The 20902-nt window shown below is 38.3% G+C and carries 18 protein-coding genes; 2 read left to right on the plus strand and 16 right to left on the minus strand.

Annotated features, from left to right (window positions below; translation table 11 throughout):
• Positions 1–2: 2 nt before the first annotated feature.
• Positions 3–1058, plus strand: coding sequence for a ribosome small subunit-dependent GTPase A (gene rsgA / locus LBQ60_00285; protein ID MDR2036338.1), 1056 nt, complete (start codon positions 3–5; stop codon positions 1056–1058).
• 207 nt (positions 1059–1265) lie between these two features.
• On the opposite strand, the gene idi is transcribed toward rsgA, so the two are convergent.
• From idi to LBQ60_00310, 5 genes are all read right to left on the minus strand, one after another.
• Entirely contained in the window at positions 1266–2969 is a 1704-nt protein-coding gene (gene idi, locus LBQ60_00290) for an isopentenyl-diphosphate Delta-isomerase (protein MDR2036339.1), read from the minus strand.
• Between the two features lie 100 nt (positions 2970–3069).
• On the minus strand, positions 3070–3360 hold the full coding sequence (locus tag LBQ60_00295; protein ID MDR2036340.1) for a hypothetical protein: 291 nt from the start codon (positions 3358–3360) through the stop codon (positions 3070–3072).
• Positions 3361–3447: 87 nt separating this feature from the next.
• Positions 3448–4020 carry a TetR/AcrR family transcriptional regulator; helix-turn-helix transcriptional regulator gene (locus LBQ60_00300; GenBank protein MDR2036341.1) on the minus strand — a complete coding sequence of 191 codons (573 nt, stop codon included), beginning with the start codon at positions 4018–4020 and terminating at the stop codon, positions 3448–3450.
• Positions 4021–4561: 541 nt separating this feature from the next.
• Positions 4562–5746: an outer membrane protein assembly factor gene (locus tag LBQ60_00305; protein MDR2036342.1), complete on the minus strand. Its 1185-nt coding sequence runs from the start codon at positions 5744–5746 to the stop codon at positions 4562–4564.
• Positions 5747–5765: 19 nt separating this feature from the next.
• A complete protein-coding gene (locus LBQ60_00310) occupies positions 5766–6410 on the minus strand; it encodes a PorT family protein (GenBank protein MDR2036343.1) in 645 nt (214 codons plus the stop codon).
• A gap of 372 nt (positions 6411–6782) precedes the next feature.
• Between LBQ60_00310 and LBQ60_00315 the strand changes: the two genes are divergently transcribed.
• A complete protein-coding gene (locus tag LBQ60_00315; GenBank protein ID MDR2036344.1) occupies positions 6783–7646 on the plus strand; it encodes a helix-turn-helix domain-containing protein in 864 nt (287 codons plus the stop codon).
• A 385-nt stretch (positions 7647–8031) separates the two neighbouring features.
• Here the strand turns inward: LBQ60_00315 and LBQ60_00320 are convergent, their stop codons facing one another.
• From LBQ60_00320 to LBQ60_00370, 11 genes are read right to left on the minus strand one after another with little or no spacing between them, the layout of a single operon-like run.
• Complete coding sequence (locus tag LBQ60_00320; protein ID MDR2036345.1) at positions 8032–10167, minus strand: DEAD/DEAH box helicase; 2136 nt, start codon at positions 10165–10167, stop codon at positions 8032–8034.
• A gap of 33 nt (positions 10168–10200) precedes the next feature.
• Positions 10201–11232 carry a virulence RhuM family protein gene (locus tag LBQ60_00325; protein ID MDR2036346.1) on the minus strand — a complete coding sequence of 344 codons (1032 nt, stop codon included), beginning with the start codon at positions 11230–11232 and terminating at the stop codon, positions 10201–10203.
• A 12-nt stretch (positions 11233–11244) separates the two neighbouring features.
• Positions 11245–14454: a type I restriction endonuclease subunit R gene (locus LBQ60_00330; protein ID MDR2036347.1), complete on the minus strand. Its 3210-nt coding sequence runs from the start codon at positions 14452–14454 to the stop codon at positions 11245–11247.
• Between the two features lie 7 nt (positions 14455–14461).
• Complete coding sequence (locus tag LBQ60_00335; protein ID MDR2036348.1) at positions 14462–15025, minus strand: toll/interleukin-1 receptor domain-containing protein; 564 nt, start codon at positions 15023–15025, stop codon at positions 14462–14464.
• A gap of 6 nt (positions 15026–15031) precedes the next feature.
• On the minus strand, positions 15032–15640 hold the full coding sequence (locus tag LBQ60_00340) for a TIR domain-containing protein (protein ID MDR2036349.1): 609 nt from the start codon (positions 15638–15640) through the stop codon (positions 15032–15034).
• Positions 15641–15652: 12 nt separating this feature from the next.
• Positions 15653–16114, minus strand: coding sequence for a TIR domain-containing protein (locus LBQ60_00345; GenBank protein MDR2036350.1), 462 nt, complete (start codon positions 16112–16114; stop codon positions 15653–15655).
• Positions 16115–16119: 5 nt separating this feature from the next.
• The gene (locus tag LBQ60_00350; protein MDR2036351.1) at positions 16120–16716 is read right to left on the minus strand and encodes a hypothetical protein; all 597 of its coding nucleotides are present in this window, start codon (positions 16714–16716) and stop codon (positions 16120–16122) included.
• Positions 16698–17882, minus strand: coding sequence for a toll/interleukin-1 receptor domain-containing protein (locus tag LBQ60_00355; protein ID MDR2036352.1), 1185 nt, complete (start codon positions 17880–17882; stop codon positions 16698–16700). The genes LBQ60_00350 and LBQ60_00355 overlap by 19 nt, the downstream gene beginning before the upstream one ends.
• Before the next feature lie 7 nt (positions 17883–17889).
• A complete protein-coding gene (locus LBQ60_00360; GenBank protein ID MDR2036353.1) occupies positions 17890–19119 on the minus strand; it encodes a restriction endonuclease subunit S in 1230 nt (409 codons plus the stop codon).
• Positions 19109–20683, minus strand: coding sequence for a type I restriction-modification system subunit M (locus LBQ60_00365; GenBank protein MDR2036354.1), 1575 nt, complete (start codon positions 20681–20683; stop codon positions 19109–19111). The genes LBQ60_00360 and LBQ60_00365 overlap by 11 nt, the downstream gene beginning before the upstream one ends.
• Before the next feature lie 4 nt (positions 20684–20687).
• Complete coding sequence (locus LBQ60_00370; GenBank protein MDR2036355.1) at positions 20688–20897, minus strand: helix-turn-helix domain-containing protein; 210 nt, start codon at positions 20895–20897, stop codon at positions 20688–20690.
• Positions 20898–20902: the final 5 nt, after the last annotated feature.

Raw genomic sequence — 20902 nt, forward strand, 5'->3', positions numbered from 1 at the left:
CAATGATTCATTTAAATACATATGGTTGGAACGAAAAGTTAAACCAACTAAAACAAGGATCCATACATAGAACCTTGCCTCACGGACGGGTTGCCATTGTACATCGAACCTGTTATGACGTTATTTCCGAAGACGGACTGTTCCAGTGCGAACTCACCGGAAATATGATGTACGGTAAATCGGACTTTGAACTGCCTTGCGTGGGCGACTGGGTAATTTTTCAACCCTTCGACGAAAGTAAAGGGATTATAGTGGATATGTTACCGCGCGAACGAACCTTGTATCGCAAGAAAAGCGGAACAGTTGCCGACCGGCAGTCCATTGCTTCCTTTGTCGACAAGGCGTTTATCGTACAAAGCCTCGATGATAACTTCAACGTGCGCCGGGCCGAACGTTTTATGGTTCAGATACTGGAAGAGCATATCAAACCCGTACTGGTGCTCAATAAGGCCGACCTGGATTTCGACCGGCAGAAAGTGGAAGAGCAGATCAAACACATTGCCAGTCAGATGCCAGTATTTTTCACAAGTACACATCAACCCGAAACGATTCTCCGGCTACGGGAATCAATCTCGGAAGGCGAAACGGTTGTATTTGTCGGCTCTTCGGGTGTCGGGAAAAGTTCGTTGGTGAATGCACTTTGCGAAAAATCGGTATTGCTCACATCGGATATCAGCGTATCCACTGGAAAAGGTCGCCATACGTCGACCCGCCGGGAAATGGTGTTGATGGACGGTTCAGGTGTCTTAATCGACACTCCGGGCGTCCGGGAATTCGGCCTGGCTATCGATAATCCCGATTCACTCGCTGAAATGTTGGACATTTCCGACTTTGCACAATCGTGTCGTTTCAAGGATTGCGAGCATATCAACGAGCCCGGATGTGCTGTGTTAGAAGCCGTAAACAACGGTGCATTAGACCGTAAAGTCTATGGAAGCTATCTGAAACTCCGTCGGGAAGCATGGCACTTTTCTACTTCAGAACATGAAAAGCGCAAAAGGGATAAATCCTTTTCAAAACTCGTAGACGAAGTAAAGAAGCGCAAGGCTGAGCTTTGATTTCTATTTGAACAATGCGGGTATTTTCGAATATCCGCATTGTTATATTTTTAAAGGACATACCGAAATTCAATATCAGATGATTGCCGTTCTCGTAATCAGATACAGAATTGTCCATCTGTTTTTCATTTCCGGGAAAGGATATGAAAATCATATCAGGAAACTATTTCTTTGTAGTGAGCGATAACACTTTACTGCTCTTCTTTTTCAACAAGTCTCAAACCTGGATAAAAATAAGTTTTTTGCTTCTTCTAAATGATTTACCATAATGTTTTTAAACCAATAGGTATATTTCTCCGGCTCACGATCCATGTCTGCCTGTAAATGTTTGATGTCGCACCACATCCATTCGCAAACCTCTGCACTATTAGGTTTTGGATCTTTATCATATAAACCGGCATAGATATGATCGATTTCATTTTCTATCATGCCATAGCTGAAATCTATTCTGTAATGAAATTTTTTTACGAACGTTAGTTCACAATCAAATCCCATTTCATATTGTAATCTGGTGTGTACATACGAATCCATTCTTTCTTCCTGAGTGAGGTGGCTACAACATGTGTTTGTCCATAATCCGCCGGAGTGATATTTATCCATAGCTCTGCGATGTAGCATCAATTCTCCTTTGCGGTTAAAAATGAGAATAGAAAATGCCCTGTGCAGAAGGCCCTTCTGGTGAACCCGCATTTTTTCTTCAAATCCGGTTATTTCATCATTCATATTTACAAGTGCAATTTGCTCCTTACCTTTATTATGTTGTTCTTTCACTCCCAAAATGTGTAATAAATGTCCGGTATTAAGCGATGTGGGAATCCCTTTTTTATCCCAATGTTTTTTACATCCGCAAAAATCCAGATACACACATTGGGAGGGTATTCCCAGACTGATCATTTCATAACCTCCCAACAAAAGATTTAATACACAGGCAACACCTACCAATGAAACATCCGGCACCTCTTTCCAGCGTTTCAGCGTTTTTGAGAAGTTCGAACTGTGAGGAATAAGGTAAGCATCTATCTGGTAATTTTTTAAGGAGGCACTTACTTTTCCAACGTTGCATTGTGAATGGCAACAGATACATTTTTTTTCTGAACCCTCCGGTTTAGCTTTGCAGGCATGATCATCCACTATGCGCATACAGGTAGGTAGTAAAACTACCTTACGTTTTGCTTCCATAAATTTCCCCCTCAAAGCCCTGTTCAGGATTTCTGCAGCCACCATGTTAAAATGGTACTCGATCTCTTTACGGGTAGCCAGACCATAGTCTTCTCTCTGCCTGTATTCGGTTTTGGCTTTTTCGATAAAAGGATTGACGTTTCGGGTATAAGCTCCTAATTTATCTTTGGATACCTCTTCAAACCAACCTGCGAAATCGTAGGCCTTTTTTAACAAACTGTCCGTTTCTGAGGCAGATAACAATTTTGTGTATCTGAACCAGTTAGTGATTCTTCGGGTTTCCTCAAAAAATTCACCGGTGGCATTTAACCAACCTATCAGGCGGCCGAATGATCGGCCGGTAAAATATAAGTTACTTCCTTCAGGTTTGTTATAGAGCATCGGTGTCATCATTTTTCCGCGTACCTTATCAACTGTTTTTTTCAATTTCGGATTGTTTTTACGCACTAGATATAACTTATATAAAAGCCGGCTTTGCCATATCGGTGTACGTTTCGCTTCATTTTCATAAGAACGCCACAGCACTCCGATCATAATGATTTCGAGCAGATATTCATCAAATGATCTGCACTCTTCAATATTTGCATCTATAATAAACTGCTGATATCTTTCTATATCTACCTTGAATAGAGGTACGGCCTGTGTTGATACAAAATCCGTGAGTCCGGCAATGTCTTTATAAAAATTATTATTGCCGTTGTTCGTTGCACTAATTGAGTAGGTGAGCTCCATATTTATATTCTTTTTTTGATAAATATTTCTTATATTTTAGTATTAAACACCCGGTGCTATTTATTGTTTTCTTAAGTCGCATTGATCAAATTGATTACGGCTATTTAATTAAGTAGATGTTCATAATTAGTTCACATATAGCATATTTACTATTCTCCTGTTCATACAGTGGTGTTACACCAGGAAGGCCTGAGCTTCCGAAAGTGGGCACCAGTCCTGCAAAGTGAAGGGGCAAGCCGGAAGCTGTCTGAGCCGTCAGGTGAGTCCTTCCGGCGTCCCGTAGCGTGCAGTGGCTGGTCGCTGAGGAAGTAAGCCTTGATTTTTGCTTCTTTTTATCAAGGAAAAGAAGGGTAAAAATGATTCCATATATGTATGGTATAATTTTGAACAATTACTTATAACATTAATTTATTGGCATTAGTTGATTATTATATTTCACAAACAGAGCAATCTCTCTGTTTGTCGACAAAAAAATAGCCTAAGCTTTAAGCATGGTATATAATCCTTCCCACAATAAACGCATGGTCTTTCGCATATAACCCACATCCTGATTGATCAACCTTGTGATAGCATTCCCATAGGATATGGTTACAAAATACTGGGCTAATATCTCATTATCCAGGTCAGATTTAATCTCTCCTGATCGCTTGGCACTGGCAATAACCTCCATCCATATAGTTAACTCCTTATTCTGGGCAAGAAGTGTTCTTTCTTTAAAAGTTGGAATAATCCGGTAAGCCTCGAATATAAAAGAATAAAAATTTGCGCCTTCACTATCTATATTGAATTCCTTATCAATTATATCCATCACTTTTTCGCTTCGTTCTAAAGAACCCTGAATAAAATCTTTTAAGGTGATTCCTTCCTGTGCAGGAAAAGGAAGATTGATAAATTCAAACCAATAATGGTTAGCAACTTCTATGAAAAGTTCTTCCTTTGTTTTAAAATAATGGTAAAAAGCTCCGTTAGAAAAGCCTGACCTGGCAATAATTTCCCGGAGTGTAACAGCCTTAAAACTTTTTTGCATAAAAAGCATGAAGGCTGTCTTCATGATATGTTCTTTAGAATCTTTCACATCAAAAACAGAGCATTTGCTCTGCAAAAATAGATAATACTTTTGAAGTAAAAAAATAATTATACATTATTTTATGCCAACACTCTATAGTACTTATTATTAGCGAAATAAACACAAGAAATAATTCGTAGTAATAAGGTGAACCTGAAAATATACACTCCTTATTAAGTAAGATTATACTAATTTTTCGCTGTTATGTTAATCATTTACAAGTAATTGAAGATTGCCATTCGGCTAAGAATCGTGGCTGACATAGTGAAACTATATTTTGCACTTAAATCTACCCATAATTAAAAAGAAATATATAACAGTTGATATTTAGATAAATAACATCCGTGAACTTCAGAGTAAAGCTACTTGAGCTACAAAACAACAAACTTCTCCCTGTAATCGGAAAAAGTTCGCACTATAACTACTTTTTAACTTGTAACATATTTCAATTTGATTGTTGTTAGTAAATTCTATCATCAAGAGCATGATAGGGAGCATTTGAGAATCAAATGCTCCTGTTTGGTTTTTAGAACGCTTCGCTGATTCCAATCACAAAACCGCTGGTTTCTTTACCAAAACCAAAATCAATACGGGCATTTACGTTTTTCTTTACTTCCACACGTAATCCTAATCCATAATTCGGAAGCACATTCTTAAAATCAAATTCTTTGAAAGCGGGGAATACGGTTCCGGCACCAACCCAAGCGGCACAACCGAAACGACCTACGATGTGTTGTCTTAGTTCCATTTGAGCGGAGACGATGTTATTATCAATATATCTACCGACATAATACCCCCTCATGCGATTGTGGGCACCAAGCTCTTCCCTCAAGGCCCAGGGAAGATTCTTACTGCTAACCTGCCCATAAAGATCAAGGGCAAAAATGCCTCCTTTCCATATCGGCTGATAAAAGTCCGCAATGAAAGTTGTCCGCCATAAGGCCTTATTTACGGTACCAAATATTTCCGGATAAATGGTCTGACGCAGAAAAATATACATCCCCCTCTTCGGGTTGGGAATGAAGTTGCGGGAATCGTATTGTATTGAAAGCCCCAACCCGGTGGTTACATATGAATCTTTCTGATCTTTGAGGTAAGTGATGTCATCAATTTTGCTTGCACTGGTATATAAGAAGTCCAATGTAGCTCCCGCGTAGAAATGACGCAACAGCTCATACTGGTAATTACCATAAATTTTTACGGTTTGGCGTTGATAGCTGATAACCGGATTCTCATCACAGTCATCAAAAGTTATTCCCCAGAAGTCGAGATTTTTATTGGCAAAGGCAACCTGATAAGACAGGCGCGACTTATTTCCTTTGAAATTATTATTCCCTTCAACCGCTAACGCATAAAATCCTTTAACTGAGGCATTGAATGTCAGTGTTATATTAGAAGGCATCATTAGGGAGTCCGTGCGATCTAAACGATATAGACCAGTTGCCATACCGCCGATACCGAAACTGGCTTCGCGGGTATAGGAAGGAGCAACGACAAAACTAAGATCCAATTTCTTCTCGAAAGTACGGTCTATGTGCCCGTAAATAAGGCGCCTCCAATAGTTGTCTTTCGGCACTTTAACCGACTGTAGTGAATCGGCGACCAACGAACCGGGTTTTTCCGCGGTAGATTGTTGGGCATATGAGTTGAAATCTAAGAGTAGGATAAAGCAGACGAGAGCGGATATGTTTTTGAAAACAGTGTATTTCATTTTTTCAGAATTAATAATGTTATTTTCCAAAACGATATCCCAAGCCGAGACTGGCTGCATGGGGCATCATTTTGAATATGCTGCTGTTTGCATCCAGAATATTGGCAACTCCGATTTTATAACTGGCATTGATCTGTATGCCATTGGCAAATTCATAACCAACCATCATTCCAAATCCGATATCAGAGTCTTTCATTGCAGAAATTTCGGTAGCTCCGTCTTTTTCATACAAATCCATTTTCTCTCCCTCCCGCTTCAAACGGGCGCTAAACCCAAATTCCGCATAAGGGCCTAAACCGGCATAAACCCTGCCTCCCCTGTTAAAATTCCATTGATAAACCGCATACATTGGGATCTGCACTCCCCAATACTGAAATTCGTTGGTCATCCATTGTATCTCCATGCCCGATGCCCTGTAATGGAACAGTAATTCTCCCCGGAGAGCCCAATGATTTGTGAATTCGAAATTCACAAATCCGCCGCCTGAACCTCCAAGCTTCATATCGCTTGTCACAACGGAAGTACCGGACACAATGAATCCGGATAAATTCATTTCGGCTTTGAGTCCCCATGTGGTTTTGACTGATCTGTTGTTCTCGTTTTGAGCGTATGCTCCTGTCAAACAGATTATCAGGAGTAAAGTTATTGCTGATTTTTTTTTCATTTTTTATAAAAATTGTCTATATTAATATCACCGACAACTGAAATCAAATAAAATACTGAAACATACCCACTCATTTGAATCTGATATTTGAATTGTATTGAGTACGGATCCAGAATAGGGTCCACAGGGTTACATGCGGACATACAACAACAAAACAATATCAATGAAAAGTACATAATAAATGTTCCGCAGCGGACATATCTATTTTTCATGACTTTATTCTTCATCATATCAATATTAATTTTAGATGAAGCAAAAGTATTGGGAAGACAGGAGCTAAAAAAGGCTATATGGATAAATTACTTTCCGTTTGGTCGGAATTGAGTTTGAAAATAAGACAAAAGAGAATATATTTGAAAAAATATGGATATTATGAATACACAGATTAGAAAGTACAGCGGATATTCACTATTGGATGAGAGTGAAAATGTGCATAGTATTGATAGGGATTTCATGTTACTGGATAAAGCATTCATTTTTCCGGAATTTTTGCACCCATTCAGAATGGATTTATTAACGGCTGTGATATCTATAAAAGGTTTTGCACAGGGAAAAATAAATCTAAAGCTATGTAGGTCGGAAGCTCCTGGACTGACCGTCATTATGGCGGACCAGATATTGCAGCATGACTCTATGAGTGATGATTACGAAGCAGTTTATATAGTCATGTCTAGACGCTTTCTTGAAAGCCTGAATGTTGACCAAAACTTATCTGCATTTAGGACTATTCGGGAAAATCCCTACATCCCATTAAGCGAAAAAGCGCTTCATGCGATGTTAGGATATTATAACATGATGCTAGGCACAATTGCAGCAGATGATAATCCGTATCGCTTGGAAATAGCCAAGAATCTGACAAGAGCTTTTTTCTACGGTATCGGCTACTATATACACAAAATGCCCGAGGATAAAAAAAATAAAAATGAGCAATTGGCAGGTAAATTCCTGAAATTGCTTGAAATACACTTTAAAGAATATCGGGATTTGAGCTTTTATGCAGAAAAACTTTGTCTTACACCCAAGTATATGTCCACAATTATTAAAGAAGGGAGTGGCAAGTCGGCAGGGGAATGGATTGATAGTCGTGTAATGTTGGAAGCAAAAGTTTTGTTAAAATCGGCGAGTATGACAGCCCAGCAAATTGCCGACCTATTAAACTTTCCCACACAATCGTCTTTCAGCAAATATTTCAAGAGGTTAGCCGGAATGTCTCCTAAAGAGTATAGAAATAGCTAAGTGCCTAATTGTTCCTTTCTTATATATCAAAGTAACCGATGTTTGTTATGATGTTGGATTTAAAAACCTTTCTCACTTTACAACCGCATTCAAAAAACACTACAGGTATTCGCTCAATGAAGATACCATAGCTTAATGCGTTTATCCACTATCAAGCTATTTTACAACTACTTAACGAATCAAAAAAAGGCAGTGATTTAGAAACAAAACTATGCTTTTTGATTATTCTTTTCTGAATCAACCGTTTGGCTTGGCTGTTATTCAGAATAGGTAACGGATAAGTAACGAGATAACTTCATCAATTTGCCCCGCTTTGAGCAGGTTGATTAGCTTAGGGCAAAGGTAACACAATTTTTCAAATTATATATCATTCACTCCAATATCATTATTTTCGGAGCTTATTATAGTATCGGTTTCGCTGTTTGAACATCTTATCGAAATAATCAATCTTGGAATCTCGATAGTCAAAGATCACCGGAGGTTTTCCTGAGCGTTGAACTCTTCCTATATATTGCACCAACTTCCCTTCAAAAGTAAATGGGTAAACGATAAACAAACATTCCAAGGCACTTATATCAATTCCTTCCCCAAAGTATTGTCCTGTGGAAATAATAATTTGAAAATGTCCCTGCTCAATCTGTTCCAACTTACTTTTCCGACTTCTTTCCGAATCATCTCCCGAAATGGCAATCGTTTCGTATTTTTCTTTCAAATAGAGGTTTAGGATATTCACATGAGATTTTCTTTCAGTCAGTATCAGTATGGATTTGAACCGAGAGATATTCTCGTCAATATCTTTTAAAATCAAGCCATTTCGAGCAGTGTCATATATAAGAACCTGCGAAACCGTTTCGTAGTTATCGGTTTTGTAGTCGAAAGGAACGAACAGTTCTGTTTCCTTTATATTAATTTCAGCTTTGCTGTTTTGTTGCTCCAGTAGCTCCTTTTGGGTCATTTCATAGATGATGTTGCCAATATATACATAGATCAACTTCTCATCGTTATTTTTCCGCTTTGGAGTAGCTGTTAGTCCGTACAGGTAATAGCAATTTAGTTGAGTTATGACTTCCCGAAACGACTTCGCCGGTATATGATGGCATTCATCAACAATCACCATTCCGAATCGGCTTTTCAGTTCGGACAGATCACCTCTGGTTAATGACTGTATCATGGCAACGGTCACTTCTTTTCCTATTTTATCTTTCTGATTTCCGATTTGTCCAATTTGCTTTTTGGATATAGATAAGAAGTTTTGTATTCGGTCAATCCATTGGTCAAATAGTTGCTTGCGATGAACGAGAATGAGAGTTGGCTGTTTTTTCTGAGAAATCAATTCTAACCCTATAATTGTCTTGCCCGAACCGGGAGGAGAAACAATTACTCCAAAGTCTTTCGTCTCTGTTCGCTCCAATACTTCCTGTTGATGTGGGAGTAAGTCAATTTTAGAGTTTACGATAATCTCTTCCTGCCGACATCGCTCGTCTATGATTTTGATAGGAATGTTTTCTGAATTGCAAAATTTTACCAGAGAAGAAGCAAATCCACGAGGAATAATGATTCCCTCCGTAGTTTCTTCTATCAGCTTGAAATATTTTTCAATGTTGTATGCGGTTTTCCCCAACCGCTTCTTGACGATATAATCTGAGTTCAGAAAGTTTAGATTATCCCGTAGAAAATCAATCAGTTTCTGATTTAGTTGTATTCTTTTGAGATATATCTCACTGTTTATAAGTATTTCTAATTCGAAGATGGATTTAGAATCGGTATATTTTGAAGTGAAGACTTCTTTTGTTTTTCCTGATAGCAGTAAATGCAAAGAATCTATCTTCTGTTTAGGTATTTTCTTGACGGTTTCTAAAAAAGTCCACTGGTTTTCAATGGGAGCGAATGTCTCCGGCTCTATAAAACAAGAGTTTCCTTGTGCTAATGAATTGCCTTGCAGAGGAAGAGCAATCAAATTGCCGACACCTTTTCCTGAGTGAATATCCTGATTAGGAAAGAGTCTATCAAAACTCGGTTCTTTTTCGAATTTAGATATAATGCCGGATTGTAGCAAAAGTTCGAAGATTATTTTCCGGCTTTGGAAAGCAGGGATATTCTCTTCAAAGAACAACCACAAGTGTCCGCCGTTACCGGAGCGTGAACGTTCTATATATGCAGGCAATTCGACTTCTTGACATGCTTTGTACAGTTTGAGTATGGATTCTTGCCAATTTTCTTCGTCAAAATCGGCCGCAATGAAAAACGAAGTATTATCCTGTAAGAGAGGATAAATTCCGACTGTCGTTTTTCCAGAGAAGTGATCTTTTAATGCTGTGTCATTAAATGGAAGATATTCCTTTTTCGTGTAACTGGCAAATGTTCCTCCTGAGGCTTTGTGTTTATTATAATCATCCCAATCCACTTTGTAGGCTGGCATATATCCGCCTCGTCCATCCTTCTCCCAACGAACCGCATAAACATCATCCCTTCCTCGAAAAAGAGATTTGTGGGTATCTATGTGGGATTGGAGTATTTGCATTGGAAAGACTTTTATGGCTAATGTTTCATATTCCTACGATTTCTTATTATTCTTTTTACCAAGCAATTTTAGTTTTTCCTCAGCTTGCTCAATGCTTGCTATAAATTGTTTTTCGACTTCTGAAAGTTCAGCATTACTTTTTTGTTTATATGCGTCATACTCAGCCAAAGCTTTTCTTTGTGCTAATTCTGCCGATATTTTGCCGGCATGAGTTAAAACATCTTGTCGGCTCATTGAAATGAAACCGTCCAGCACCTCAATCCATTCTTTCATATACATCGGCTTCTGCTGTATGGCATTTATTTCTGCAATGTCTAAATAAGCGGAAACGAGGCGATTTAAAAGAGCTAGCTCCTCTTCTGTCAGATAGTTCTTTGCGACAGTAATTTCTTGCTTGGTCGGTTTCTTTCCTTTGAAGGCGGTTAAACCCATAAAAGGGAGTTCGGCATTGGCTCTTTGGAAAATCACTTCAGCTGCCGTATGTCCATGTGCCGCCCAATGCAGTTTGTTTTGCACGGTTTGAAAAAACTTTTGCGTAATGTCAGTTCGAGGGTCATAATCAATGCTTGTCGCATAAATTTCGAGAACCTTGCGGTAGAAAAGCTTTTCGGAAGAACGTATATCGCGAATCCGGTTGAGTAATTCTTCAAAATATCCTCCTCCTTGTTTTAATAGTTCGTCATTCATCGTGAATCCTTTTATCAGATATTCACGCAACCGTTCGGTAGCCCATATTCGGAATTGAGTACCTCTCAGCGACTTTACTCTATAACCAACGGAGATTATGACATCCAGATTGTAGTGTTCAATTTCACGCTCTACCTGCCGGCTACCTTCTAATCGAACTGTTCGGAAATTCCGAACAGTTGAATCAGGCATTAGCTCTCCTTCTTCAAAAATATGCTTTATATGCTCGCTTATATTAGATTTTGACGATTGAAACAATTCGACCATGTCGGCTTGTGTCAGCCAAACGGTATTATCGTCCAAGCGTACTTGTATCTTGATTTTCCCGTCTTCGGATTGATATAACAATATTTCGCTATTTGATTTTTGGGGCAGCATATATGATTCCTTTTAGTTTTTATTCTTCTTAAAATTCTCCGCTTGTTCAAAAATCTCTGTATAAACCTCGTCGCGTTCTACCGGTGGATAGCCGTGTTCGTCGAGCAATAGGATAAGACCGACTTTTAACGCGGATTTTATATCGTCTCGTTTGTCCCAATCGGGATATTTGGCTTGTGTATCGACCAGTGTTTTGACGTTTTTGGCAAGCTCTATCATTTTATCATCAGGATAGGTGAAGTCGTACTTTACACAGAGCGATTTAAGAATATCGTAAAACGCTTTTTCCTCAAAATCAATACCCATTGCATCGCCTGCCGAAAATTCTTTATACACCTCCCAAATCAGGTTGGTTAGCTGTTCTGCCATTTCTTCATAGACTTCGCTTCGCAAAATATCGTTGGCATTACGGTTGTTGTAATGTTCTACTAGACGTTCCATCTTTTTACTGAAGTCGATTCCTTTTATTCGGTTTACTTTTTTCAGTTCGCCGATTACTTTCGCCAGCAGCTTTTGGAGAAGCTTTATTTTTGTATTGGGAAGTTTTATCTTATCAATCTTTGCCAAATAATCTTCATCGAAAATATCCTGTTCGGTTTCATCTTCCGAACCCAACTTAAAGATTTCTTCTACACCATCACTAATCAAAGCATCTTTTATCATTTCCTGCACCTTGGCGTTCATCTGCGCCGTATCGGGTGCATCGCCTTTGGTGAGTTTGAAAACTATGGAACGAACAGCCAAATAGAAATGTGTATAATCCCGCTCTTCCTGTGTGAGTTGTTCGCTGCCTGTGCAAATATCGTAAGCCGCTTTCAGACGCTTTACCAAATCCATAAAGCGGGTTTCAAATTCTTTGGTGCATTGTACATATTCGGCGGCTCTGTTCAGGCAATTCAGCTGCTCCAATGTGCTGCCCGAAAAATAATCCGAACCGTCAAATTTATGAAACAGTTTCGCCAACAAATCCAAATGGTCTTTTACCACCACAAGTGACTGGGCAATGTCTTCGAAATTATCTTTGTCGCCTTTGTTGTAATGAGCCAAAGCAAGATTCATCTGCTTTTTGATTCCGATATAATCGACTACCAAACCTTTATTTTTACCTTCAAACTTTCGATTTACGCGCGAAATAGTCTGTATCAGATTGTGTTGCTGTATCGGCTTATCAATATAAATGGTGTCGAGAAACGGCACGTCGAATCCTGTGAGCCACATATCAACCACAATGGCAACCTTGAAATTCGACTTTTCATTTTTGAATTGTCGGTCGAGTTCCTTGCGGTATTCCTTTGTGCCAAGTAAATCGTACAGCTCTTTATCATCATCTTTACTGCGAGTCATAACAAGTTTTATACGCTCCATCGGTTTCAACTCACGTTTATCTTTATCAGTAAGCTCAACGCTATTATCCGCAAATCGGCTTTCTCCCCATTCGGGACGAAGAGTCAGCACTTTTTTATAAAACTCGTAAGCAATAGTGCGATTGCTGCACACAAACATGGCTTTGCCTTTTACCGAAGAGCCTTCGGATATGCGGTTTTCGTAGTGTTTTACAAAATCTTCCGCCAGAGCTTTTAATCGGTCGGGATCACCGAGAATGGCGTTTAGTCGGGCTGATTCCTGTTTGCTTTTCTCTATCTGATATTCGTTCGCCCCTTCTTCGGCAACGTCGTTGTAGTATTGTTCTATTTTTTGCAGTTCGCTGTTGTTCAAAACCACTTTTGCGGCTCGTCCTTCGTACACAATGCGAACGGTAATTTCATCGCGAACCGATTCGGTCATGGTATAAGCATCCACCACTTTGCCGAACACATCGAGTGTCGCATCTATCGGCGTACCTGTAAAGCCAACATAAACCGCATTCGGCAACGAATCATGCAGGTACTTGGCAAAACCAAATGTTTTGGAAACGCCTTTTTCTGTTACTTTTATCTTTTGGTCGAGATTGGTTTGGCTACGGTGAGCTTCGTCCGAAATACAAATTACATTTGGTCGGTCGGTCAGCAGTTTAGTGTCTTCGGTAAATTTGTGAATGGTGGTCAAAAACACGCCGCCACTTTCTCGTCCTTGTAATAACTCTCGCAAATGTTCGCGACTCTCAACACTAATCACATTGTTGTCGCCGATATATTGCTTGGCATTGGTAAACTGTCCTGCCAGTTGGTCGTCTAAATCGGTTCGGTCGGTAATAAGCACAATGGTTGGACTTCCGAAATACTCGCTTTTCATCAGCAAGCGAGTAAGGAAAAGCATGGTATAACTTTTTCCGCAACCTGTCGCTCCGAAATATGTTCCGCCTTTGCCATTACCAAACGGTTTTTGTGCTTGTTTTATATTGTCGTACAAGGCACGAGCCGCGTAATATTGCGGATAGCGACAAACTATTTTCTCATTCTTCTTCGACGAGTCGGGAATGTAAACAAAGTTTCGCAGAATATCCCGCAACCTGTTTTTTTGAAACATACCCTGAATCAAGGTGTACATGGAATCTATTCCATCCATATCTTTACTCATTCCTGCAATGCGTCGCCATGCATAGAAAAAATCGTAGGGAGCGAAAAACGAACCCGCTTTGTTGTTTATGCCGTCGCTGATTACGCAGAAAGCATTGTATTTGAATAATTCGGGAATGTCGCGTTCGTAGCGAACGGTAAGTTGAGTGTAAGCATCGTGAATGGTGGCATCTTCGCGAATGGCGCTTTTGAACTCGAACACCACCAAAGGCAGTCCGTTGATGTATAAAATCCCGTCGGGAATGCGTTTTTCCGAACCTTGAATTTCCAATTGAGTTACAAAACGGTAGATATTCGCATCCGTTTTGTATTCGGCTTGCGGTTCAGCCACAATAGAAATTAAATCTTCGGGCATAAAAGTCTGGTTTTCCAGCCCCGAATAGTCAACCAACTGAATATAAATGTCTTTTTTGTTATGATCTTCACGTTTGAGGATAAATCCATCGGACAGCATTTTCATAAAACGCTTGTTGGTTTCGTACAGATCGGAAGCGGGAAGCGATTTCAACTCCAATAGAATAGATTTGATTTCCGTATCGGTAATGCCATGATTGGCATAACGTTTTTTCAGGAAGTTATGCAAATCGTCTTCTATCAGCACTTCATCGGGCTGACGAGCGAGCGTATTGCCCAAACAATGCGGATAGCCCTCCTGTGCCAAGAGTTCTGCAAATGCGTGTTCGAGTTTGGATTCGGTGAATTTCATGATAATATTACTTTCTTAACCAATCTTTTAAAGGAATAATATTGTTGTTGGGATATTTTACATAATAACCACGAGCAACAAAATTTCCATTGTTATATTTTGTAGTTCCATCTCTATACACTATGTAGGGGTAGATCTGTAAATACTCTGCACCAGAGAAACTTGCATTATCTTTTTCTACAGGAAATAATGCTATTTTTTCAATATATTTTGCAGCATCACCTAAACCTAACTCCCAATTACACCATTTGGAGTTAATAGCCCCTTCTGAAGCTAAAAGAATGAATTTGTCATTCTCTTTTATTTTTTGCTTTATTCTTCTTGCTGTTTCACCACTAGTTGTTTTTGGCATACCTTCATCTAACCAATCGACATAAACATCAATTCCTTCTTTTTTTAAGAAGGATATTGCACCATCTAGAACCTCTAGTTCATCATGCTTATGTGATAGAAAAATAGTCGTTTTATTTGACTTCGATTCGTTTCGAATCTGTTTCAAACTCTCAGTAGCAGAAAAAAACCTTGTGGTATTTCTATATCTCTTTAATTGTGATTCCGTAATAAAACTCATAACTAATTATCGTTGTTTTGTCAAGTCAAATTTTGATGTATTCTCGCTCTTATCAAATGCATTTTCTATATAGTAAGAGGGATTAGCCAAAAAATCATTTTCATCAACCAATGTTATATAAGACCCATTCATAAAATCATATGTATTACATTCATGACAATGTTTTAGAGCAGGTGTTGAATTATATCTATTTTTATAAATTATAGGATAAAGGAATTCTTGCTTGTAACTGACTGTTGGACTTCCATGAATATTTGAACTGTGTATTTTTAACCAATCTGCAGAACCATTCACATTCATAATTACACCAACAACACCATTAGTATATGATTTCCTGTCTTTTCTAGATATTTCTTTTAGACAATATTCTATTTCCCAGTCTATCCATTTACTTTTGACCATACTGGGAGAAATAATAACAATTGCAACAGACGTGTTGTACATCATGTCTTTTAGATTGTTTTTTATATTATCAGTTGATGTATCTGTTAAGTCTGGAGAATCAGATGTTTCTCCTTGATAATACTGAGCATCATTTCCTAAAGCCCTGATGATTTTATCTCGTAAATTTTGAGCTTCGCTATACTTGTATGATATAAAAGTTTTTCTAGCCATGATATCGTCCTTTTAATATTGATTTCTTATTTTTATTGCCCTTCCCACAAGTTCTGCAATATTCTCCTTTATATCATCATAAACATATTTACTTGTGGAATATGTCGATTCAAAAATAGGTACGTGACTTGCCAACGGATTTTTTCCTTTAGAAGACTGATTTCCTAATACATCTTCCAACTTGTGTATGTAAATCCCACAAACCGCTTTTCCTAATTCCCAAGCTCTATTAATTTCATAATTTACCCATTTTCGTTCACTCGTTTTTTCACCAATCAAAACAACCAAACAAGATTTGTCTTTCAAATTGTCATCAATCCATGTCTTGATTGTTGAATCACTTTTACTCTTAACATCTTCCCATTTGTTTCCATTGACAGGTTTATCTCCTTCAACAGTTCCTATGTTGCGAACTTGACCCGCTCGCCAGTTATCATCATCAAAATGAAAACTATAAAAAACTTTTCTTGCCATAATTATTATATTTTATCAATTAAAAATTTCTGAAACAAAGACATGTATCCGTAATCCTTTAAGAATCGTTCATTTTTCAACTCTTCTGGAAACTGATTGTCATATACAAGTTTAGTTGCCGCTCCTGTGCTTGCAATTGGTAGTATAAGAGCATCAGGGTGATATTTAATAAACATATTGTATTCGACTTCTATACCATCCATTCCTCCAATAAAAATAGCAGCTGAAAATTTATTCTCCGAAAACATTCTATTTCGCATGTGCTGAATGCTAGAGTGAACATCTCCGACATTCTCTGTAAAAACTATATTTTCAAATTTGTTATTATCAGATGGAAATTTATCCTTAAAAAATAGAGACTGGTAAAGTAATACATGATTTTGAATGCTTAAATTCAGTTTTTGCATTACATAGTATATCAGTGGTGTAATGGAAGGGTGACCGCCCCAAACTAATCGATGTTTCGGTAGCACTGTGGTGGCTAAAGCAATTACAGAATCTCTAATTGCAATAATATCCGCCGTTCCTATATATTTAGGATCTCTTTCAGGCAATGGAGCACTTGCTGAAAGGAAAATGTTTTTCACTTCATTTGTAGCCATGTTTCAAAGTCTTGTTTTTTTAATGTTTTTATATCTTTCTTGAAATTGTCGTTCAACCAATCCAAATGATTTAGCCATTTATCTCGAATTCGCAAATCATCATATATCAAGCGAATAGAAACCTCATCATATCCCAATAATTCCCTCTTGATTTCCGCCGATTGGCAATTAGTGGATTGTGGAATCCCGATAGTCGGAATATAAATTACACGACTACCATTTGGCAAGTCTTCTGTTAAAATTTTCTCAGGTTGAACAGTTACAATTCTACCATTTTTATCTGCAATATTTCTAAATTCGGTTATAAGATTATCTTGTCTTGCTGCTAAATTTCGAGCTCTTACAGACTCAACCTCAGATATTATTTTGTCAACAATGGTTACTGCTAATTTTGATTTATCCTTATCAGAATAGTCGCTGTCTACAAAATCATCTGCAACCAATTGTAATGGATAGCTTAAATGTGAGGACGGATCAATATCTTTTATCTTATGGTTTGGCCAAACTAATTGAACTACTCCAATTTGCTTGGCTGCAGCTTCTGCAAATTCTTCTTTACACCAATGACTTTCTAAAAAGCCTGGGGTGTTAAGTAGGACAACTACATCACAATCAGTCATTCTATGCCATAATTCATCTTGAAATGGTTCTCCTTTTTCAATAGAGTGAGTGTCCAAGAAAACGTCAAAATTATGAGACTCCAATGCCTCAAATAGTTGAATTGCAATAGGTGTAGATTCTGTTCTTCTGTAACTTATAAATACTTTTCGTGTACTTCTTAACAATTCAAATGATTGCAGCACGATATTGGCAATTCTGTTTAATTCAAGTTCTTTATATTGAATTCCATTTTGGTTTTCTAACTTTTTAGGAATTTCAGCTCCAAATGCTCCCTCATTAAAATATATAGGCAGAATCATAGTACCATCTTTGATAAGTTTCTCGATAATATCTAAGTCCTTGAAATCGCCACCTTCATCTCCAAAATATATTGCAAAAGCGGGTTGATTTCCTTTGTATTCACGCTCCAAATCTTTTGGTTCTATGATTTTTATAAAATTTTCAGGTAATCCAAGGTGTGCAAGATCTTTATTGATTTGACTCAATATATCTTGCTTAATTGGAACGTCTGAACCTAATAAAATTAATTGGTATTTATACTTCATGTCCATTTTAATTTTCTATTGTTGCCATTTTCGAAAGAAGAAGTGTTTTCAATCCTATCAACTTATGTCGCTCTTCTAATGAAGAAGCTTGTAGTTCATTAATGGAGGAAATAGTCTTTTTAAATATGTTAACTATTCTATCATTTGGGATTATCATAGGCATAGACTCTACATTATACATTGGTAATTTCGCTTGAACTCCACCAACCATTCTTGTTTCTATATCCTTTTGTCCAACAGGTGAGTTTAGATAATAGTATAATAAATCAGGGCACAACTCTTTCAGATTAGTTAATTTGAAGCAATTTTCTGTCAAATTAGCATTATTAAGGGATTTATCAATCATCGAAACGAGTCCGATTGTCCCAACAATTGAAATAATAACATCATCGGTAGATACAATATATTTTGATATTGCTTTTTGAGTATTGTTATCAACATATTCGAAATCGCTAGATAACACAATATATTTATCTTTACTCATATCTGCAACCTTAATATAAGGTCTGCCTTCCCTTTTATTATTTAAACTGGCTTCCTTTGGAAGTCGTTTACCTCCTTTTATCTCACAAATGTTTTTTAATTTCTCCACTCTCCATCCCCTTGGAATCTCGCCCAACTCGCTTTCCAGCATTTCGCCGCCTGAACTTTTATAAGGCTTTCCTTCTTCGTTGGGAAATTCAAAATCTATAAACCATTGCTTGTAAATAGCCTGTGCAGTTTCTTCGAGTTTTTGTATCAGTTGGTTGTTTAGGTCAATGCGGTGTTGTACGGCATTGTATTCGGCTACTATTTCGCGTTGCTTTTCGGGAGAGGGAATGGGGAGTTCTGTGTTGCACATTTCATCCCAATCAAATATTTCTCTTGCACTTCCGTGACTTTTGAAACGAGCATATCGGTCAAATTCAGGGCGACGAAACCACATCATCAGATATTCGGGAAGAAGTTTTTCTCTATCAAGCACTTCAAAACTGGTGTAGGCTTGTGAAATTATCGCTTCGTCGTACTCGTTCAACAAAGCGATTGAGATTTTATCTCCATTTCGAGAAGTAACAGGTCCATAAGCAAACTGCCCACGTTTCATAATCTTGTAAGTGGACATATCAGTTCCTACGGTATTTGCAATTGAGGGCATCATCGCTTTTTGAATGCTAACACCCAATAGCTTTTCGACCTTTAATTCTGTGTTTCGGATATTAACTTCGCGAATATAATCGCCCAATCGCTTATAGTTCATAGCCTAAACCTTTAAATACGTTGAGCAATTCTTTTTTCGACTCTTCCTCGGATTGCAACAATTTCTTGAACTCGGATTGTAGAGTTTTCATTTTTTCGTCGAAGTCGATATTTTCATCTCGATTCTTGAACGCAATATATTTACTCGGCACTAAGGCAAAATCTCTGGTCTCTACTTCTTCACGCGAAGCGGAATAACAATATTCTTCTTGGTTGAAAGCCTCCGAAACGTTTTCTAATACTGAAGTTTGCCAATCGTGATAGGTTGTGGCAACTTGACGAATGTCATCAATAGAAAATTGAGTAAATTTCTTTTCAAATGGTTCGCCCATTTGGCGTAAATCCATAAAGAGGATTTCGCCCTTTCGGTGTCGATAATTGCGTTCTTCACTACCAACTTGTGTTGTTCGAACTGTTTTATTTCGGTTCAATATCCAAAGCGTAACGCTAATATCGGTGGTGTAAAACATATTTCGAGGCAAAACCAAAATCGCCTCCACCAAATCATTTTCAATTAGTTTTCGACGAATTTTATACTCTTCGCCTCCGCCGCTCAAAGCACCATTGGCAAGGATAAAGCCCGCAACGCCATCTTCGGAAAGTTTGCTTGCCATATTGAGAATCCAACCGTAATTGGCATTGCTTTTGGGCGGCACATCGTAGCCACGCCAACGCGGGTCGTCAATGAGTTCGTCTTCGGCACGCCAGTCTTTTTGATTGAAAGGCGGATTTGCCATAATGTAATCAGCTTTCAAGTCTTTGTGCTGATCGTCGGAAAACGTATTGGCGGCTTTTGCTCCCAAGTTGGCGGAAATACCACGAATGGCAAGGTTCATTTTTGCCAGTTTGTAGGTGGTGTTGGTGTATTCCTGTCCGTAAATGGAAACCTCGCGTTTGTTTCCGTGGTGGCTTTCGATAAACTTAATGGACTGCACAAACATACCACCCGAACCGCAAGCAGGGTCATAAATGATTCCTTTGTAAGGCTCAATCATTTCGGCAATCAGGTTTACAATGCTTTTTGGGGTGTAGAATTCGCCTTTCCCTTTTCCTTCCGCCAAAGCGAATTTTGAAAGAAAGTATTCGTACACACGTCCTACAATGTCTTGTTCTTTATCTTTCAGGGTGTTTATCTCGCTTATTTCATCAATTAATGAAGCCAATTTTGACGACTCCAAACCTAAACGAGAGAAGTAGTTATCGGGCAATGCTCCTTTCAGACTTTTGTTGTCTTTTTCAATAGTATGGAGGGCGGTATCGATAATGAGAGCCAAATCGTCTTGTTTGGCTTTTTCCTTGATATAGTTCCATCGCGATATTTCTTCAAGAAAAAACACATTGCTCATATTGTAAAATTCGGGCATTTCCACGTATTTCTCTTTTCCGTCGGCAATGAGCATGGATCGGTGTTCCTCAAACTTGTCGCTGACAAATTTCAGGAAAATCAGTCCCAGTACCACGTGTTTGTATTCCGAAGGCTCAACGCTTCCACGCAGTTTATTCGCCGACTCCCACAGACTTACCTCAATGGGCTTTTCTTGTTTTTCTTTCGCTTGTTTAGCCATGTATCTATTTGCTACTATTTAATAAATCTTTCACATCTACATTCAACAACTCAGCTATTTTTGCAAATGTCTCAATGGGTGGCTGCATGGTATTTGAGCACCATCGAGATACGGTTGCAGGATCTCTTCCAAGTTGTTCCGCCAGCCATTTGCCGGTTTTTTGCTTTTCAACTAACACAATTTTAATCCGATTAATAGGTTTCATCGCTCTCATCTGTT

This window comes from Bacteroidales bacterium (assembly GCA_031275285.1).
Lineage (GTDB): Bacteria > Bacteroidota > Bacteroidia > Bacteroidales > UBA4181 > JAIRLS01.

Excerpts from the sequence above, each read along its gene's own strand:
- rsgA (MDR2036338.1), top strand. The coding sequence starts at position 3 with ATGATTCATTTAAATACATATGGTTGGAACGAAAAGTTAAACCAACTA.
- idi (MDR2036339.1), bottom strand. The coding sequence starts at position 2,969 with ATGGAGCTCACCTACTCAATTAGTGCAACGAACAACGGCAATAATAAT.
- LBQ60_00300 (MDR2036341.1), bottom strand. The coding sequence starts at position 4,020 with ATGAAGACAGCCTTCATGCTTTTTATGCAAAAAAGTTTTAAGGCTGTT.
- LBQ60_00305 (MDR2036342.1), bottom strand. The coding sequence starts at position 5,746 with ATGAAATACACTGTTTTCAAAAACATATCCGCTCTCGTCTGCTTTATC.
- LBQ60_00310 (MDR2036343.1), bottom strand. The coding sequence starts at position 6,410 with ATGAAAAAAAAATCAGCAATAACTTTACTCCTGATAATCTGTTTGACA.
- LBQ60_00315 (MDR2036344.1), top strand. The coding sequence starts at position 6,783 with ATGAATACACAGATTAGAAAGTACAGCGGATATTCACTATTGGATGAG.
- LBQ60_00320 (MDR2036345.1), bottom strand. The coding sequence starts at position 10,167 with ATGCAAATACTCCAATCCCACATAGATACCCACAAATCTCTTTTTCGA.
- LBQ60_00325 (MDR2036346.1), bottom strand. The coding sequence starts at position 11,232 with ATGCTGCCCCAAAAATCAAATAGCGAAATATTGTTATATCAATCCGAA.
- LBQ60_00330 (MDR2036347.1), bottom strand. The coding sequence starts at position 14,454 with ATGAAATTCACCGAATCCAAACTCGAACACGCATTTGCAGAACTCTTG.
- LBQ60_00335 (MDR2036348.1), bottom strand. The coding sequence starts at position 15,025 with ATGAGTTTTATTACGGAATCACAATTAAAGAGATATAGAAATACCACA.
- LBQ60_00340 (MDR2036349.1), bottom strand. The coding sequence starts at position 15,640 with ATGGCTAGAAAAACTTTTATATCATACAAGTATAGCGAAGCTCAAAAT.
- LBQ60_00345 (MDR2036350.1), bottom strand. The coding sequence starts at position 16,114 with ATGGCAAGAAAAGTTTTTTATAGTTTTCATTTTGATGATGATAACTGG.
- LBQ60_00350 (MDR2036351.1), bottom strand. The coding sequence starts at position 16,716 with ATGGCTACAAATGAAGTGAAAAACATTTTCCTTTCAGCAAGTGCTCCA.
- LBQ60_00355 (MDR2036352.1), bottom strand. The coding sequence starts at position 17,882 with ATGAAGTATAAATACCAATTAATTTTATTAGGTTCAGACGTTCCAATT.
- LBQ60_00360 (MDR2036353.1), bottom strand. The coding sequence starts at position 19,119 with ATGAACTATAAGCGATTGGGCGATTATATTCGCGAAGTTAATATCCGA.
- LBQ60_00365 (MDR2036354.1), bottom strand. The coding sequence starts at position 20,683 with ATGGCTAAACAAGCGAAAGAAAAACAAGAAAAGCCCATTGAGGTAAGT.
- LBQ60_00370 (MDR2036355.1), bottom strand. The coding sequence starts at position 20,897 with ATGAGAGCGATGAAACCTATTAATCGGATTAAAATTGTGTTAGTTGAA.